A 16342-nucleotide genomic window follows, 5' to 3' on the forward strand; every position below is an offset into this window, starting at 1 on the left:
CCTAAAAGCATCTGTTTTACAAAAAAGTCTTCTATTCCTTTTTCCTGATTGTCTCCCTAAAAGGAAAGCCTAAATCTATTATACCTAAAAATCGAACGGCCGTCGTAATAATCGGAATCGGCAGCAGCAAAGAAAAAACCACGATTAAAACGGGTATGGCCTTAGCCCATGACTTAACATGAGCGATATAGAATATCAGGGAATATCCTTGTAATAAAATGAAGAACTGCAGTATGAAAAATAGGTTCGTTATGGCCATATATACAAAACTGTTCTTGTCCGTATTCACAAAAAGAGCAAGAAGCATCGTAATTAAATAATACCATAAAAGGCTTTTCGGGAGTCGCAGATCTCGAAAATGGGGCCATTTTAACGCCTTATCACTGAATCTCTTCACAATGGGATGCGCCGCAAAGAAAATCAATAAAACCATGATGACGGACATCAAGACGAACAAACTTGGCATCAGCGTGTTCATCATATCGAGTGATTCATACAACCGCTTTTTGACTTGTTCCGTCGGTGCCTGTCCAAAGGAATCCATTATGCCGATAGTATTTTCTAGCGACCCCTCAGCCATGTTCAGCGATTCTTCTATGTAATTAACATCCGTTATCAATACTGAAGCTGCATATATTAATAAAATGCCTCCCAGGAAGACAAGGACTGCGCTTATGAACATAGGTGCCATCGGTTTGTCCTTTTTCAAAAAATGGCCGATCGCGATTCCCGTTGCCCCCATGAGCAAGGTCAGCGGAACAGACAATATCGTCCCGATGAGGATCGACAATAACGAGGCTACAAATAAGTAACCAAGGCTCCACGATAGCTTTTGCTTGATTGTGACAAGTATGAATGGAATGGGTAAAAAGAAAGTAGTGAAAATACCCAATAGTGGGACTTGAATGGTGATGAACAATAAAATGCAATATAATGCCAGAAGGGCTCCACCCTCGGCAATCCGTCTCCCGCTATTCATCTTTATTTCACCCCCTGTTATTATTGATGTCTTATCTCCATCTTTATATTGTATCCGTTACGGCCAGGATATTTCAAACATCACACTCTTTTTTAGGATATGATTATTTTTTCTGAGGAAAACGTCCGGATGACTTCCTTTTGAAATAAAAAAAACCGCAATTCAGCGGTTTTCAGGCATAAGTGACAACTTATAAAAAAGGCACATTAAGGATAACTCCTCAATGTGCCGATTTATTATTCACCAGATACATATGGTAGTAATGCCATAGTACGTGAGCGTTTAATAGCAATCGTTAATTTACGTTGATATTTAGCGCTTGTACCAGTTACACGACGTGGTAAAATTTTACCGCGTTCTGAGACGAATTTTTTAAGAAGATCTACATCTTTGTAATCAATTTTAGTGATTCCGTTAGATGTGAAATAACAAACCTTTTTACGCTTACCGCGTCCTTTACGTCCACCCATTGCCATGATAAATTTCCCTCCCTGCTTTTTGAATTTTCATTTTAAACGGCTGTTTAAAACGGAAGATCGTCATCTGAAATGTCGATTGTCTTACCGTCATTTGCAAACGGATCATCATCTACACGAGTGTAGTTGTTATTGCTCCGTTGATTCTGATTAGGATTTTGTCCATACGAATTGTTGTCATTTCCGTTATTATTGCCATAACTTCTTTGACCTCCACCGTAAGAACCGCCTTCATTTCTTTCACCCGCTGAACTGCTTCGTGGTTCAAGGAATTGAACGCTCTCAGCCAGAATCTCCGTCACATATACGCGTTTGCCGTCTTGTCCTTCATAATTACGTGTTTGGACACGTCCATCCACGCCAGCTAAACTGCCCTTTTTCAAGAAGTTAGCTACATTTTCTGCCGGTTTACGCCAAACTACACAGTTAATGAAATCCGCTTCACGTTCACCCTGCTGATTCGTAAAACCACGGTTCACAGCTAAAGTAAAGGTAGCTACGGGAACTCCATTAGGTGTATATCGTAATTCAGGATCTTTAGTTAAGCGTCCTACCAAAACTACGCGATTCATCATCAGAATCAACCCCTAGGTTTCAAGCTTGTTTCATATGAAACAAGATTAGAATTTATATTAAATATCGAATTATACTTCTTCTTTAGTAGCCATGTGGCGAATAATGTCTTCACTGATTTTAGCAAGACGATCGAATTCTTGAATCGCAGCACTTTCAGCGTTAACTTTAAGAAGCATGTAGTAACCATCACGGAAATCATTGATTTCATATGCAAGACGGCGTTTACCCCATTCTTTTGCTTCTACTTCCGCACCATTATCAGAAAGGATTGTGTTGAAACGTTCAACTAAAGCTTTTTTAGCTTCTTCCTCAATGTTTGGACGGATGATATACATAATTTCGTATTTTCTCATCACTGTCACCTCCTTTTGGTCTAAGCGGCCCAATTGGGCAAGGAGCAATTATTTATAATTACTCACAAGAAAAAATTATAGCATAGTTAAAGAAGCTTTGCAACGAACGGTTCGACTTATTACAATTAATTGTAATCCGAGTGACCGTTGATTTCCACTTCAGGCACTCGCTTTCCGCGGGCGGTCCGGGAGCCTCCTCGGCGCCATCGCTCCTGCGGGGTCTCCCTTGGACCTGCTTTTCTAAGCAGGAGTCTCTTACCTTCCGTTCCAATCAACTCCTTTTGTCGACAAACTGAAAGACCCTACTTATGAATGGTAGGGTCTTTGAATCTTAAACGTTAAAACGGAAATGGATAACATCGCCATCGTTAACGATGTATTCTTTTCCTTCCAAACGAACTTTACCTGCTTCTTTTGCAGCACCATGACTGCCCGCTTCAAGTAAATCGGTATAAGAAACCGTTTCGGCACGGATGAAACCACGTTCGAAGTCCGTGTGAATGACGCCGGCACATTGAGGGGCTTTCATTCCTTTGCGGAATGTCCAAGCACGCACTTCCTGTACACCAGCTGTAAAGTATGTTGCCAACCCAAGCAGGTTATAAGAAGCACGGATCAACTGATCAAGACCTGACTCCTCGATGCCAAGTTCAGATAGGAACATTTCCTTTTCTTCACCTTCAAGCTCTGCAATCTCTTCTTCGATCTTGGCACAAATCACGATCACTTCTGCATTTTCCTTAGCAGCATATTCACGAACTTGCTGTACATATTCATTATCGTCAGCATTCGCCACTTCATCTTCGCTCACGTTCGCCACGTAAAGCGTCGGTTTCGCTGTAAGTAAATGCATGCCCTTCACGATTTTTTGCTGTTCTTCAGTAAACTCGACGGTACGTGCAGGCTTTTCATCTTCCAATGCTTCTTTTAAAGCAACAAGGATTTCATGTTCTGCCACAGCGGCTTTATCTTTTTGCTTGGCCATTTTTCCGACACGGTCGATGCGTTTGACAACAGACTCCAAATCGGCAAGGATCAATTCAAGGTTGATGACTTCGATATCATCGATTGGATTTACTTTTCCGGAGACATGGGTAATGTTATCGTCTGCAAAACAACGGACGACTTGACAAATTGCATCCACTTGACGGATATGGGAAAGGAATTTATTACCCAATCCTTCTCCTTTACTTGCTCCTTTTACAATCCCGGCGATATCCGTGAATTCAAATGCTGTCGGAACCGTCTTTTTCGGTTTTACCAATTCAGTCAATTTTTGCAGACGGTGATCCGGCACTTCCACGATTCCGACATTTGGGTCGATCGTACAGAAAGGATAGTTGGCAGATTCCGCACCTGCCTGAGTAATTGCATTAAATAAAGTGGATTTACCTACGTTAGGCAAACCGACTATACCAGCTGTTAAAGCCATTTATATTTCACTCCTTCAAGATGATTCGTACATTTGGGAAAAGAACTGATCTTCTATAAAGACCCTCCAATTACCTAAACCTTTCCCAATTATAGATTTCGCTTCCTAAAAAGACAAGTAAATCATGAGAAACGCAGGACTACTTTCACTCAAAAAAAAAGCATGATCACTCCTCATGCTTTTGCAGAACTTTTTTCATTTTTTTCGCGAATTCACGTCGAGGCAGCATCACGCTATGGCCGCACCCTTCACATTTTATCCGGATATCCATACCGATCCGTATAATTCTCCACTTATTCACTCCACAGGGATGCGGTTTCTTCATTTCCACAATATCCTTAAGTGCAAATTCCTTTTCTTCCATAATCATGAGCCCCCTAATTCCTATGACTCGCTGCCATTGTACGTAGATTTAATCCCAGATGAATCAAGCGCAGCACTTATTTCAATTCTTAATATCCTACTGATTTCAAGGTGATGCATCGGCTTTGTTTCCGCTTTAATCCTAAAGACGATTTCCTCAGGACTAATTTTTTCAATTCCCAAAAATTCAGGTGCCTTGATCAAGGCCTCGTATTTGCCTTCCATACTGTTTAACAGGTCGATCAGCACCTTCTCAGCACGCTCGACCGATCCATCGTTAGGGATGGTCACGTCAACAACAGCCATACTATTTAAAATGGAATAATTCGTGACCTGGACGATGCTGCCGTTGGGTATGAAGTGCAATTCACCTGCACCGCTTTTAATTTTCGTTGTACGAAGCCCGATTTCAATGACTTCCCCTTCAAAATTATTGATTTTAATATAATCCCCAACTGAGAAATGATCTTCAAATATAACGAAAAATCCTGTAATTATATCCTTGACCAAACTTTGAGCACCAAACCCAACTGCCAAACCGAGAACACCGGCACCAGCGAGTAACGGCATTACCTGAAGTCCAAAAATTTCCAGAATCATCATCAAAGCAATGAAATTGATGACATAGGTAATGATATTTTCGAGCAATTTAATGAGTGTCGCTTCCCTGCGCTCCGATACCCGAAGGGGACTCCTTAAACGTGCTTTGAAAAATTTATTCAGAATAGTCTTACCTATTCTAATAATAATACGCGATAACAACAGAACTAGGAAGATTTTAATAATCCCCTCGCCCAACTGCAGCCATAGCTTTTCATCCAATATCTCTTTTGTAACGTTATCATAAATGCGTTCCATATTTTCCTCCTGCCCAATGCAATTAACTGCAAATCTTTTATATCGTCTATATGATTTTTTCCCATATAAACGTATTCCTCTACCCTTCATGCGTTGAGATAACCATGAGTAGAGAGATTTTCTCTATTTTATCAATAAATAATGGTTTCTGTACAAAAAAAATTTGGGTATATAGGTAAAAGAATTAGAAGTTTTTTCAAAAATATTCAAGTAATTATTTACTAGAAAGTATAAATGAAAGCAATTGGTAGAGGATAACGTCGATTCATATCCCCGTCACCTGTTTGCATGTTCTACAAAAAATTCCCTCATCCATGATGTTAAATACCGTATATTTTCCCCTTTTTATCCGTATACTGTAATACCAAATAAAGTAAAGGAGTTGAGCCGATGAATCTGAATTCTAGTCTATTTAATAATAATAAAAATAGATTGAGTCGCATCCTGCATGAAGATACGGATGCATCCAAACAAATTTCCCAGGAATTAATCAACCTCCTACCTACCGGAAAGCTACAACCAATCGTCATCGTCTGCATAGGCACGGACCGTTCCACAGGCGATTCACTCGGACCACTTGTCGGCACTCTGCTTAGTGAGAAAGCTGAAAACGGTTCTTCTTCATTCCATGTTTATGGTACTCTGGATGACCCTATACATGCGATGAATTTACAGGAAAAATTAAATGAAATCAAAAAGATGCATGCCAATCCCTTTATCGTCGGAATCGATGCTTGCTTAGGGAAAATGAAAAGTGTCGGCATCGTTCAAATCGGCCAGGGACCAGTGAAGCCAGGGGCTGGGGTCAATAAAGATCTTCCTTCCGTCGGAAATGCCCATATTACAGGAATCGTGAATGTAAGTGGATTCATGGAGTTCATGGTCTTGCAGAACACGCGTCTCAATCTTGTGCTAAAAATGGCCAAAACCATTGCCGAGGGGATTTATGAAGCACAAAATCATTATCCAATAAAACCTTCCATCACTCCTTTCACATGGTCATTCAAGCAGGAAAAAACCCTTTGATTGGTTTTTACTCATCATAAAAAAAGAAGGAAGGGGTCAGATCCCCTTCCTTCTTTTTTATACATAATACATGAAAGTTACCAAAATGGCGGTGATCATTATGCCTGGAAGCAGATTTGCCACCCTTATTTTGGTCAGGCCGATAATATTCAAACCAATCGCCAAAATCATGACTCCCCCAGTTGCCGTCATTTCCAATATGAAGGAATCCATTAAAGCAGTTGGAATCATCGTATTGATCTGCCTTGAAAAAATCGCTATGAATCCCTCATAAAGAATGACCGGAAATGCTGAAAAAAGTACACCTATGCCAAGCGTACTGGCGAGGACCAATGCTGTAAAGCCATCAATGATCGCTTTTGTTATCAAAACGTCATGATCATTCCGGATACCGCTATCCAGGGCACCGATGATGGCCATCGCCCCAATGCCAAATATGAGTGTAGCCGTTACAAATCCCTGAGATATCGAAATTCCTTCCTTCGCTTTCATCCTGCGTTCAAGCCAATTGCCTAAAGAATTTAGCCTGGCCTCAAGATTCATCCATTCACCCAGGACAGCCCCTCCGACAATACTTAAGATGACAACAAGGAAATTATCGCTTTTAAAGCCCATCTGCAAACCTAAGACCATGACGGCCAAACCGATACCGCTCATGACCGTTTCTTTTATCTTTTCAGGTATATGTTGTAAAAACCTTCCTAAAATCGAACCGATTAAAATGCAGGCACCATTCACCAAAGCCCCTAATAATACCATCTCATCCACCTAATTTTCTGCATATGTCGTCACGATCTTTTCATAAGGTGATCTAAGAGGAAATGTTCTCTTGATCGATCAAGTTCAAAATTCTCTCTAAATCTTCTTTTGAAAAGAATTCTATTTCTATTTTTCCTTTTTTCTTGCTTTGTTTTATCGTTACGCTCGTTCCTAGTCTTTCACGCAAACTTGTCTCCCGTTGCTTTATGAAGATATCTTTTTTTTCCTGTTTCTTATGTTTAGTTTCACGTGAAACGGTATCATTCAATTGATGTATATATTGCTCTAGCTGCCTGACATTCATTCCTTCTTTGAGGATTTTATCCGCTACGGGCTTAAGCATCTCTTTTTTCTTTAAACCTAGCAATGCCCGTCCATGTCCCATGGAAATTTCCCCTTCGGAGATATATCTCCTAATCTCTTCAGGCAAAGATAGCAATCTAACATGATTTGCTATATGGGGTCGGCTTTTACCCAGCCGATTGGCCAATTGCTCCTGGGTGAATTCCAATTTTTCAAGGAGCGTTTGATAAGCGACAGCCTCCTCGATCGGATTCAAGTCTTCCCGTTGCAGGTTTTCCAAAATCGCCAGTTCCATCATCTGCTGTTCGCTCAATTTCCTCACAACGACCGGAACTGTCTTTAAACCAGCTTCCTTGGCAGCACGGTAACGCCTTTCCCCAGCCACGATTTCATATCCCTTAATGCTTTCCCGGGCAATAATCGGCTGTAATATCCCATGTTCCATGATGGATTGCTTTAATTCTTCTATAGCTTCAAGCCGAAAGCTCTTTCGGGGCTGATAAGGATTTGGCCTTAATTCCCTTAATTTGATTTCTCGCACGATTTCATCTTTACTGATCTCCCCATTGTTGAAAAGTGCGTTAAGTCCTTTGCCAAGTCCTTTAGCCATTTGATACCACTTCCTTTGCCAGTTCTAGATAGACCTCAGCCCCTCGTGACTTTGGATCATATATAATTATCGGTTCTCCATGGCTCGGCGCTTCACTCAATCGGACATTGCGGGGAATGATGGTTTGATAGACTTTATCCTGAAAGTATTTTTTGACTTCTTCTATGACCTGGAGACCTAGATTCGTTCTTGCATCCAACATCGTCAATAGCACACCCTCGATTTTCAAATCATGGTTCAAATGCTTTTGGACGAGGCGGACCGTATTCAATAGTTGACTCAACCCCTCCAATGCATAATATTCACATTGTACCGGAATCAAAACTGCATCGGCGGCCGTTAAGGCATTAAGCGTAAGCAAACCCAATGATGGAGGGCAGTCAATTACAATGTAATCGTATTGGCCCTGCACCTCTTCTAATGCCCTTTTTAATCGGACTTCCCTTGAGATGGTTGGAACAAGCTCAATTTCCGCACCTGCAAGTTGAATTGTCGCAGGTATGGCATATAGGTTTTCCACCTTTGTTTCCATGATGACGGTACTGGCCTCGACATCATCAACCAATACATCATAAATACATTGTTCCACATCCGCTTTATCAATACCTGCACCGCTTGTCGCATTCCCCTGCGGGTCAATATCGACCATTAAGACTTTCTGTCCTATGTATGCAAGACAAGCACTTAAACTGACAGAAGTTGTCGTTTTTCCAACACCGCCCTTTTGATTGGCAATGGCGAGAATCTTACCCACGAATTCACCCGCTTTCAACTATCTTCATCACGCTTTTATCTATTGATTTTTACCCTAAATCCATTTATTTCTTTCTATTTTATCATGAATGTTACTGGAAGAAATCGTTTTCTTAAATTCCTCTTAAAATTTGAAATATATCTAAAAGCATAAAAAATCCGGGAAAAGTTGAATGTTTTTAAGCCGGAAATACCAGTTTTGGCGCGAAAAAAAGCTTGGTAATCGAAGACTACCAAGCGGGTAAGGATAAGGAATCAAGTTTTTTTCTTGGGTATTTTAATCGTGAACTGATAATACTCCTCGAATTCTTCTTCCTCTGCATCCAAGTTTATTCCATTGTCTGTAACCATATTGAGTGATTGGCGTATGGTATTCACGGCAATCCTCATGTCTTTACTAAACGCTTTTCGCTTAGGTTTCGGCTTCTGCACAGTACCCGTCAAGAGCTTGACGACCTGCTCTTCGGTCTGTTTGACGTTTAACCCTTTTTCGATGATTTCCAAAAGCAGTTTAAGCTGCTTTTCAGGACTCTTCAATGGTATCAACGAGCGGGCATGGCGTTCCGTAATTTGCTTTTGAAGAAGTGCATCCTGAACCTCCTGGGGCAGCTTAAGCAGCCGAAGCTTATTCGCCACGGTAGATTGACCTATTCCCAGTCTTTGTGCCAGAGCTTCTTGTGTTAAACTATGCAGTTCCAATAGTTTTCCATAAGCCAAAGCTTCTTCAATCGGTGTCAGTTCTTCACGCTGAAGATTTTCTATCAGCGCAACGGAAGCCGTTTCTGTATCGGTGAAATCTTTGATTATAGCGGGTGCCAATTCCCAGCCAAGCTTTTGCATGGCTCGAAAACGACGCTCACCTGCAATGATTTCATACTTTCCCTGACCATAAGCCCTTACTACAATTGGTTGAATGATCCCATGTGTATGGATCGTTTGAGCCAATTCGGCAATTTTATCGTCATTAAAAACGGTCCTTGGTTGAAATCGATTAGGCACAATATCAGAAATGGAAATTTTTCTTATTTCTTCATTATTATTGCTAGGTGTCTCCATCTCTAGTTGCTCTTCTTCCTTTTCGCCAAACCCAAAGAACCGCGAAAAAGGATGCTTCATCTTCCTACACCACCTTTTAAAACTCCCAAATAACATATTCTCTATTTAAAGGACAAGTCCTGCATACATTTCCCGACATGGTTATACATATGGCCCTTCACGGTAAAAAACATGTCGACTGGCGCCATCAAGGCAATAATGAGGAATGGACGGCCAGTTATTATAAATATCGGCCGGCTTTCACAAAATTATTTCCCTGAATCAGACAGCACAGGGCACAAGTTATGACATGTACCGAAAATGCCTTCTTGTTGGCAAATGCAGTATTGAGTGAAAATAATAAGGTCATACATTTATAGTAAAAGAAAATAAGGTCAAGTACCAGCCATATATATTTGAATCATCTACGCTTACTATGAAAACTTACTCATCGTACAGATGTTATTCAATAGGCTGCTTGTTCGGTGTCCCTGGTTTTCTCGGGTATTTTTTAGGAGTCTTCTTCACTTTTTTTACAGTAATGATGTTTCTTTCGCTATTTTCCTCTGGCAATGTGAAAGGATGAATTTCTTCAATTTTTCCGCCTAACGTAAAAATGGCCTTCTTCCCTGTGTCCATTTCATCTTGTGCACTAGCCGCTTTCATGGCAATGAACGTCCCATCCAGTTTAACGAGCGGTAAACATAGTTCACTTAAAACGGACATCCTGGCTACTGCCCTTGCCATGACAATATCATAGGATTCGCGATGCTCCTGTTTTTGGGCGAAGGTTTCCGCCCGGTCATGATAGAAGGAAACTCCCTTTAATTGCAAGGAATCCGCAAGGTGATTCAAAAAAGAAATTCGCTTATTCAAGGAATCCACAATCGAGACGTGGATATCAGGGAAACAAATCTTCAATGGAATACTCGGAAATCCAGCTCCAGCCCCAACATCGCAAATTCGATATGATTTGTTAAAGTCAAAATAGAAGGCTGCACTGATTGAATCATAAAAATGCTTAAGATAAACTTCTTCTTTATCAGTGATGGCTGTTAAGTTCATCTTTTCGTTCCATTCCACCAATAATCGATAATAAGTGTCAAACTGATCAAGCTGTCGAGGAGAAAGCTCGATCCCTTTCTCCAGCAGTGCTTGTTGGAACTGTTCAATATTCATGTCTTTTCAATCCTTTTCGGGTATTTCCATTACTGAGATACTCTGGCAATCTTTCCTTGTTCCAAATAAACAAGCAAAATGGAAACATCAGCGGGATTCACACCGGAAATTCTTGAAGCCTGAGCTACTGATAGCGGGTGGACCTGCTTTAATTTTTGACGTGCTTCCGTTGCAAGTCCAGAAATTGCATCATAATCGATATTCTCTGGAATCTTTTTATTCTCCATTTTTTTCAGGCGATCGACTTGCTGCAAGGATTTTTCGATATATCCTTCATACTTGATCTGGATTTCGACCTGTTCCGTCACTTCATCGCTCAGTTCGACATCACTTGGCGCCAACTTCTGAATATGGGAATAATCCATTTCAGGCCGTTTCAATAAATCGGAGGCCCGGATTCCATCCTTTAACTCACTGCCGCCACTTGCAGTAATGACTTCTTGTACCTCTTTGGTCGGTTTGATGAAGTTTGATTTCAGTCGTTCCTTTTCCATTTCAACCGCTTCTTTTTTCATAAGGAATCGATTGTAGCGTTCTTCTTTGATCATTCCGATATTGAATCCAATTTCCGTTAAGCGTAAATCGGCATTATCATGACGCAATAATAAACGATATTCTGCACGTGAAGTCAGCAATCGGTATGGTTCATTCGTGCCTTTCGTTACAAGGTCATCAATGAGAACACCAATATAGGCATCCGAACGGCTTAAAATAAGTTCTTCTTTCCCCATTGCATTCAATCCTGCATTAATACCGGCCATCAATCCTTGTCCTGCCGCTTCCTCGTAGCCGGATGTCCCGTTAATCTGGCCAGCAGTATAAAGATTTTTGATTTTCTTCGTTTCAAGTGTAGGCCATAGCTGGGTAGGAACGATGGCATCATATTCAATTGCATATCCAGCACGCATCATTTCCGCCTTTTCAAGTCCTGGAATTGTTTGCAGGATTTTCACTTGTACATCTTCAGGCAGGCTTGTAGATAAACCTTGCACATAAACTTCCTTTGTATTGCGACCTTCAGGTTCCAGGAATATTTGATGCCTTGGTTTATCATTAAAACGGACGACTTTATCTTCAATCGATGGACAATAACGCGGACCAGTTCCTTTAATCATTCCCGAATACATTGGTGAACGGTGTAGATTCTCATCAATGAGCTGATGTGTCCCCTCATTCGTGTACGTTAACCAGCATGGCAATTGATCCGTTATGAACTTTGTCGTTTCATAAGAAAATGCACGCGGCACTTCATCGCCAGGCTGAATTTCCGTTTTGCTGTAATCTATGGAAGAACTATTCACGCGTGGCGGCGTTCCTGTTTTAAAACGGACCAAATCAAATCCTAACTGCTCCAAATGTTCAGAAAGCCTGATGGAAGGCTGCTGATTATTAGGGCCGCTTGAATATTTCAGTTCCCCTAAAATGATTTCACCGCGTAAATATGTTCCAGTCGTGATTACGACAGTCTTCGCACGGTACACCGCGCCTGTTTTAGTGATGACACCCGTGCATACGTTGTTTTCAACAATTAATTCCTCTACCATTCCTTGAATCAATGTTAAATTTTCTTGGTCTTCTATCGTCTTTTTCATTTCTTGTTGATAGAGAAATTTATCTGCCTGCGCCCGTAATGCACGAACAGCCGGACCTTTGGCCGTATTGAGCATCCTCATTTGAATATGGGTCTTGTCGATATTTTTCCCCATTTCTCCGCCTAAAGCGTCAATTTCCCTAACGACTATCCCTTTTGCCGGCCCACCAACGGAGGGATTGCATGGCATGAAGGCGACCATATCCAAGTTAATGGTGATCATCAACGTTTTAGCTCCGACTCTTGCCGATGCAAGGCCTGCCTCACTGCCAGCATGACCGGCACCAATAACAATGACATCATAGTTACCTGCTTCGTACTGCATATCCATTTCCTCCTTTTACATTTATTTTCCTAAACAAAATTGAGAGAACAATTGGTTGATCAAATTATCCTGAACGCTTTCGCCAATGATTTCTCCAAGTAGCTCCCATGCTTTCGTGAAATCGATTTGAACCAAATCAACCGGTGTACCCATTTCAATAGCATCGATTGCATCTTCGATAGATTGTAATGCCTGTCCCAGCAAAGCTATATGCCTGGCATTGGAAACATAGGTCAGGTCTCCCGTTTCTAAAGAACCCTCGAAAAATAAAGAAGCGATGGCTTCTTCCAATTCATCGACCCCTCGATCCTCCAGTAATGAAGTCGTAACAACTTTATGGGATGCCGCCTTTTCCTTTACCTCTGACATATCGATTTTTTGTGGAAGGTCGGTTTTATTGATGATAACGATGACATCCATACCCTCAACCGCTTGAAATAGTTTCTCATCCTCAGTGGTGAAATCATCGGAATAATTCAATACAAGCAATATTAAATCAGCCTCTTTTAATACTGCACGGGACCGTTCAACTCCAATACGTTCGACGATATCCTCCGTTTCGCGAATTCCTGCCGTATCGACAAGTTTAAGCGGTACACCGCGAACATTGACATACTCTTCGATTACGTCACGTGTTGTACCCGGAATATCAGTGACGATCGCTTTATTTTCATGAACTAAGCTGTTAAGCAAAGAAGATTTCCCGACATTAGGACGCCCTATGATAACGGTCGCAAGCCCATCCCGGAGTATTTTACCCTGTTGGGCCGTGTGAAGCAGTTTCTCTATTTCATTCTTCACATAACTGCCCTTTTCCAAAAATAAACGATGCGTCATTTCTTCGACATCATCATATTCCGGATAATCTATATTTACCTCGACTTGAGCGAGGGTCTGTAAAATTTCTTGACGCAGGTTTTGGATTAATTTCGAAAGCCTGCCTTCCATTTGACCTAATGCAACATTCATGGCTTTATCCGTTTTAGCCCGGATTAAATCCATAACGGCCTCAGCTTGAGAGAGGTCGATCCTGCCATTCAAAAAAGCCCGTTTCGTAAATTCACCAGGTTCCGCTAAACGAGCACCTTGTGAGAGAATAAGCTGCAATACCCGATTGACCGAAACGATACCACCATGACAATTTATTTCAACTACATCTTCTCTTGTAAATGTCTTTGGACCCATCATGACCGAAACCATTACTTCCTCTATGATTTCACCTGTTTTGGGCTGGATAAGGTGGCCATAATGAATCGTATGTGATTTCACCCCAAGCAATCCTTTTCCACCTGGTCCCTTAAAGATCGTATCGGCTATTTCTATGGCCTCATCACCGCTGATTCTAACGATGGCGATTGCCCCTTCCCCTAAGGGAGTAGAGATAGCGGTGATTGTATCGAATTCCATGCTTTCACCTCTTATATATTGATGGTTCTATTTTTTTCTATTATAAAATCGTCGAATCCCTAAATTACTACAATACCACAGTATATTCATGAAAAAAAGTAGATACTCCTCCCCTATAAGAGTTATCCACATGCAATTAATCCATATTCTGTAACATCTATTCTAACTTATCCACATGTGAATAACAAATGTCGCCCACGTTCCTTTCTTCCCTTCCCTTTACAAATCAAGAGAATATAAAAAGAAATTTGTCAGTTATTGTTGAATTGTTACTTTGAAAAAAAAATTCGACACACAACGGTTTCATGGCCTAAAAAAAGAACCCCTGCTTAAAAGCAGAAGGTTCATTTAACTGGAGTAATGACCAAGTGGCGATATGGCTCAGTCCCACTTGAAGTTGTTTTTATTTTTGGATAATCGAAGAGGGCATTATGGATGACCTTACGTTCATAGGATGGCATCGGCTCGAGTGAAACAGCTTTACCTGTTTTCATGGCTTTATTTGCCATTCTTTCAGCCAACTGGATTAAAGTGTCATTGCGGCGATTCCGATAATCTTCTGCATCTACAGTAATATTCAAAAACTGCTTCGAATACCGATTTGCAACAAGCTGCGCTAAATACTGAAGTGAATTTAGTGTTTGACCCCTTTTTCCAATCAATAATGCAATTTTATCACCTGATAAATGGAATGTTACGTTCTTCCCTTTACGGGTGACATCAATTTGTGCATCGACTCCCATTTCCAAGCTGACATTCTTCAAAAACCCAAGTGTCTCTTCAATGGGATCTGCAGGCAATGTCACATGGACAATGGCCTTCCTTGCACCAAATAAACCAAAAAATCCTTTTTTGCCCTCATCTTCTATTTCAATTTCCACGCGATCTTTAGTGCTGTTCAGTTGAGCTAAAGCTAAATTTACTGCTTCTTCGACAGATTGTCCTGTAGCAGTTACCTTTTTCACTTTTTCTTTGCCCCTCCCGCGTTTTCCGCAGCTGCTTTTCTAAGATCCGGACCTTTGATGAAATATGTTTGAACGATACCAAAAAGGTTACCAACTACCCAGTAAAGAGAAAGAGCAGCGGGGAAATTAATAGCAAAAACAACAATCATGATTGGCATGATGTAAAGCATCATCGTCATTTGTGCCGCCATTTGTGGATTGGAGTTCATTCCAGCCATGGACATTTTTTGCTGAATAAAAGTCGTGATACCTGCAACGACCGGTAAAATATAATAAGGATCCGGGGAACCTAAATCAAACCAAAGAAAACTATGTAAAGCAATTTCTTCCGTACGGCTGATTGCATGGTAAAATCCGATCAAAATCGGCATTTGCACCAATATCGGCAAACATCCCGCCAATGGATTCACATTATATTTTGAAAATAGAGCCATTGTTTCTTGCTGTAGTTTTTGTTGTGTGGCAGCATCTTTTGAGCTGTATTTGGCTTGAAGTTCCTTCATTTCAGGCTGAATGGCCTGCATGGCTTTCGAGCTTTTCACCTGTTTGATCATTAATGGAAGTAATGCTAAGCGAATGATAAGTGTAACACCGATGATTCCCAAACCATAGTTCTCGCCAAATGCTTCAGAAAGCCAAATGATCAGGGCTGATAATGGATAGACAATGTATGAATTCCAAAAACCTTCACTCTCCGCAGTAATAGGTTCTTTAATTTCCGTACACCCTGCTAACAACATCATTATCGAGGCTAGTCCAATAATGAGTAATATTCGTTTTTTCAACCGTAATTTCCTCCTAACTGCAATCAATCTTTTTTGAAACAATTGTGAACTGTTTATTAGAAGATTTCAAGGAAAAGTAATCCACTTTTTCCAGTTTACAATCAGAAATTTCTATGTCATCTTTCTCAAGTAACCACATGATTCGAGGAGTGCTTATTCGATATAAGGGGACTTTATTGTTTTTTCTTTTTAAAGTTTAATGATTTAGAACGTTTCAGGACATGGATCAAGCTGCTTTTCACCTGGAAAAAGTCCATCTCCGCCGCTGGTTTTCGAGCAATCACAATATAATCCTTACCCTCTTCTATATCTTCTTTCAATTCCAAAAACGCTTGCCGTATGTATCTTTTGATTTGGTTCCTAACAACGGCGTTCCCGATTTTTTTACTGACTGAAAGGCCGATCCGAAAATAATCCTGACCCGGCTTTTCAAGGACATAGACAACGAATTGCCGATTAGCAGAAGATTCACCTTTTTTAAACACAAGCTGAAATTCATCCTCTTTCTTAATCCTTAACTTTTTTTTCATTTTTACACCTTCATTACATGAATTGAGTCTCAGTAAA

Annotated in this window: 18 protein-coding genes; 1 reads left to right on the top strand and 17 read right to left on the bottom strand. The window is 40.8% G+C overall.

Features of this window, described 5'->3' with window-relative positions; all coding sequences use genetic code 11:
• Positions 1-31 precede the first annotated feature (31 nt).
• The 7 genes from BW986_RS14170 to BW986_RS14200 all read right to left on the bottom strand — a co-directional run bounded on the left by BW986_RS14170 (position 32) and on the right by BW986_RS14200 (position 5037).
• On the bottom strand, positions 32-979 hold the full coding sequence (locus BW986_RS14170; protein WP_076368497.1) for a YybS family protein: 948 nt from the start codon (positions 977-979) through the stop codon (positions 32-34).
• A 236-nt stretch (positions 980-1215) separates the two neighbouring features.
• A complete protein-coding gene (rpsR, locus tag BW986_RS14175) occupies positions 1216-1455 on the bottom strand; it encodes a 30S ribosomal protein S18 (protein ID WP_034316147.1) in 240 nt (79 codons plus the stop codon).
• A 47-nt stretch (positions 1456-1502) separates the two neighbouring features.
• On the bottom strand, positions 1503-2030 hold the full coding sequence (gene ssb, locus BW986_RS14180) for a single-stranded DNA-binding protein (protein ID WP_076368498.1): 528 nt from the start codon (positions 2028-2030) through the stop codon (positions 1503-1505).
• A 69-nt stretch (positions 2031-2099) separates the two neighbouring features.
• Positions 2100-2384 (bottom strand): 30S ribosomal protein S6, encoded by a 285-nt coding sequence (rpsF, locus tag BW986_RS14185; RefSeq protein ID WP_076368499.1) that lies wholly within the window; start codon positions 2382-2384, stop codon positions 2100-2102.
• Between the two features lie 331 nt (positions 2385-2715).
• Entirely contained in the window at positions 2716-3816 is a 1101-nt protein-coding gene (ychF, locus tag BW986_RS14190; protein ID WP_076368500.1) for a redox-regulated ATPase YchF, read from the bottom strand.
• Between the two features lie 166 nt (positions 3817-3982).
• Positions 3983-4180: a DUF951 domain-containing protein gene (locus BW986_RS14195; RefSeq protein WP_076368501.1), complete on the bottom strand. Its 198-nt coding sequence runs from the start codon at positions 4178-4180 to the stop codon at positions 3983-3985.
• Between the two features lie 20 nt (positions 4181-4200).
• Positions 4201-5037, bottom strand: a complete 837-nt coding sequence (locus tag BW986_RS14200; RefSeq protein ID WP_076368502.1) for a mechanosensitive ion channel family protein — start codon at positions 5035-5037, stop codon at positions 4201-4203.
• 390 nt (positions 5038-5427) lie between these two features.
• Here BW986_RS14200 and yyaC point away from each other — a divergent pair, with 390 nt between their 5' ends.
• A complete protein-coding gene (yyaC, locus tag BW986_RS14205; RefSeq protein WP_076368503.1) occupies positions 5428-6063 on the top strand; it encodes a spore protease YyaC in 636 nt (211 codons plus the stop codon).
• A 57-nt stretch (positions 6064-6120) separates the two neighbouring features.
• Here yyaC and BW986_RS14210 read toward each other — a convergent pair whose 3' ends face one another.
• From BW986_RS14210 to rnpA, 10 genes are all read right to left on the bottom strand, one after another.
• On the bottom strand, positions 6121-6822 hold the full coding sequence (locus tag BW986_RS14210; protein WP_076368504.1) for a DUF554 domain-containing protein: 702 nt from the start codon (positions 6820-6822) through the stop codon (positions 6121-6123).
• 52 nt (positions 6823-6874) lie between these two features.
• Positions 6875-7735 carry a ParB/RepB/Spo0J family partition protein gene (locus tag BW986_RS14215; RefSeq protein WP_076368505.1) on the bottom strand — a complete coding sequence of 287 codons (861 nt, stop codon included), beginning with the start codon at positions 7733-7735 and terminating at the stop codon, positions 6875-6877.
• The gene (locus tag BW986_RS14220; protein WP_076368556.1) at positions 7728-8489 is read right to left on the bottom strand and encodes a ParA family protein; all 762 of its coding nucleotides are present in this window, start codon (positions 8487-8489) and stop codon (positions 7728-7730) included. Before BW986_RS14220 ends, BW986_RS14215 begins: the two co-directional genes overlap by 8 nt.
• Before the next feature lie 254 nt (positions 8490-8743).
• Entirely contained in the window at positions 8744-9604 is an 861-nt protein-coding gene (gene noc / locus BW986_RS14225) for a nucleoid occlusion protein (protein WP_076368506.1), read from the bottom strand.
• 381 nt (positions 9605-9985) lie between these two features.
• The gene (gene rsmG / locus BW986_RS14230) at positions 9986-10702 is read right to left on the bottom strand and encodes a 16S rRNA (guanine(527)-N(7))-methyltransferase RsmG (protein ID WP_076368507.1); all 717 of its coding nucleotides are present in this window, start codon (positions 10700-10702) and stop codon (positions 9986-9988) included.
• Positions 10703-10731: 29 nt separating this feature from the next.
• Positions 10732-12618, bottom strand: a complete 1887-nt coding sequence (gene mnmG, locus BW986_RS14235) for a tRNA uridine-5-carboxymethylaminomethyl(34) synthesis enzyme MnmG (protein ID WP_076368508.1) — start codon at positions 12616-12618, stop codon at positions 10732-10734.
• Positions 12619-12639: 21 nt separating this feature from the next.
• Positions 12640-14025, bottom strand: coding sequence for a tRNA uridine-5-carboxymethylaminomethyl(34) synthesis GTPase MnmE (gene mnmE, locus BW986_RS14240; RefSeq protein ID WP_076368509.1), 1386 nt, complete (start codon positions 14023-14025; stop codon positions 12640-12642).
• A gap of 344 nt (positions 14026-14369) precedes the next feature.
• Positions 14370-14990 (bottom strand): RNA-binding cell elongation regulator Jag/EloR, encoded by a 621-nt coding sequence (gene jag / locus BW986_RS14245; RefSeq protein WP_076368510.1) that lies wholly within the window; start codon positions 14988-14990, stop codon positions 14370-14372.
• Positions 14987-15775, bottom strand: a complete 789-nt coding sequence (spoIIIJ, locus tag BW986_RS14250) for a YidC family membrane integrase SpoIIIJ (RefSeq protein ID WP_076368511.1) — start codon at positions 15773-15775, stop codon at positions 14987-14989. The genes jag and spoIIIJ overlap by 4 nt, the downstream gene beginning before the upstream one ends.
• Before the next feature lie 173 nt (positions 15776-15948).
• Entirely contained in the window at positions 15949-16305 is a 357-nt protein-coding gene (rnpA, locus tag BW986_RS14255; RefSeq protein ID WP_076368512.1) for a ribonuclease P protein component, read from the bottom strand.
• Between the last annotated feature and the right edge of the window lie 37 nt (positions 16306-16342).

This window comes from Peribacillus simplex (assembly GCF_900156045.1).
Lineage (GTDB): Bacteria > Bacillota > Bacilli > Bacillales > DSM-1321 > Peribacillus > Peribacillus simplex_D.

Bases quoted from the DNA above. Each gene is read 5' to 3' on its own strand.
- rsmG (WP_076368507.1), bottom strand. From the start codon at position 10,702: ATGAATATTGAACAGTTCCAACAAGCACTGCTGGAGAAAGGGATCGAG.
- BW986_RS14195 (WP_076368501.1), bottom strand. From the start codon at position 4,180: ATGGAAGAAAAGGAATTTGCACTTAAGGATATTGTGGAAATGAAGAAA.
- rnpA (WP_076368512.1), bottom strand. From the start codon at position 16,305: ATGAAAAAAAAGTTAAGGATTAAGAAAGAGGATGAATTTCAGCTTGTG.
- ssb (WP_076368498.1), bottom strand. From the start codon at position 2,030: ATGATGAATCGCGTAGTTTTGGTAGGACGCTTAACTAAAGATCCTGAA.
- BW986_RS14170 (WP_076368497.1), bottom strand. From the start codon at position 979: ATGAATAGCGGGAGACGGATTGCCGAGGGTGGAGCCCTTCTGGCATTA.
- rpsF (WP_076368499.1), bottom strand. From the start codon at position 2,384: ATGAGAAAATACGAAATTATGTATATCATCCGTCCAAACATTGAGGAA.
- BW986_RS14215 (WP_076368505.1), bottom strand. From the start codon at position 7,735: ATGGCTAAAGGACTTGGCAAAGGACTTAACGCACTTTTCAACAATGGG.
- rpsR (WP_034316147.1), bottom strand. From the start codon at position 1,455: ATGGCAATGGGTGGACGTAAAGGACGCGGTAAGCGTAAAAAGGTTTGT.
- noc (WP_076368506.1), bottom strand. From the start codon at position 9,604: ATGAAGCATCCTTTTTCGCGGTTCTTTGGGTTTGGCGAAAAGGAAGAA.
- mnmE (WP_076368509.1), bottom strand. From the start codon at position 14,025: ATGGAATTCGATACAATCACCGCTATCTCTACTCCCTTAGGGGAAGGG.
- ychF (WP_076368500.1), bottom strand. From the start codon at position 3,816: ATGGCTTTAACAGCTGGTATAGTCGGTTTGCCTAACGTAGGTAAATCC.
- BW986_RS14210 (WP_076368504.1), bottom strand. From the start codon at position 6,822: ATGGTATTATTAGGGGCTTTGGTGAATGGTGCCTGCATTTTAATCGGT.
- yyaC (WP_076368503.1), top strand. From the start codon at position 5,428: ATGAATCTGAATTCTAGTCTATTTAATAATAATAAAAATAGATTGAGT.
- BW986_RS14200 (WP_076368502.1), bottom strand. From the start codon at position 5,037: ATGGAACGCATTTATGATAACGTTACAAAAGAGATATTGGATGAAAAG.
- mnmG (WP_076368508.1), bottom strand. From the start codon at position 12,618: ATGCAGTACGAAGCAGGTAACTATGATGTCATTGTTATTGGTGCCGGT.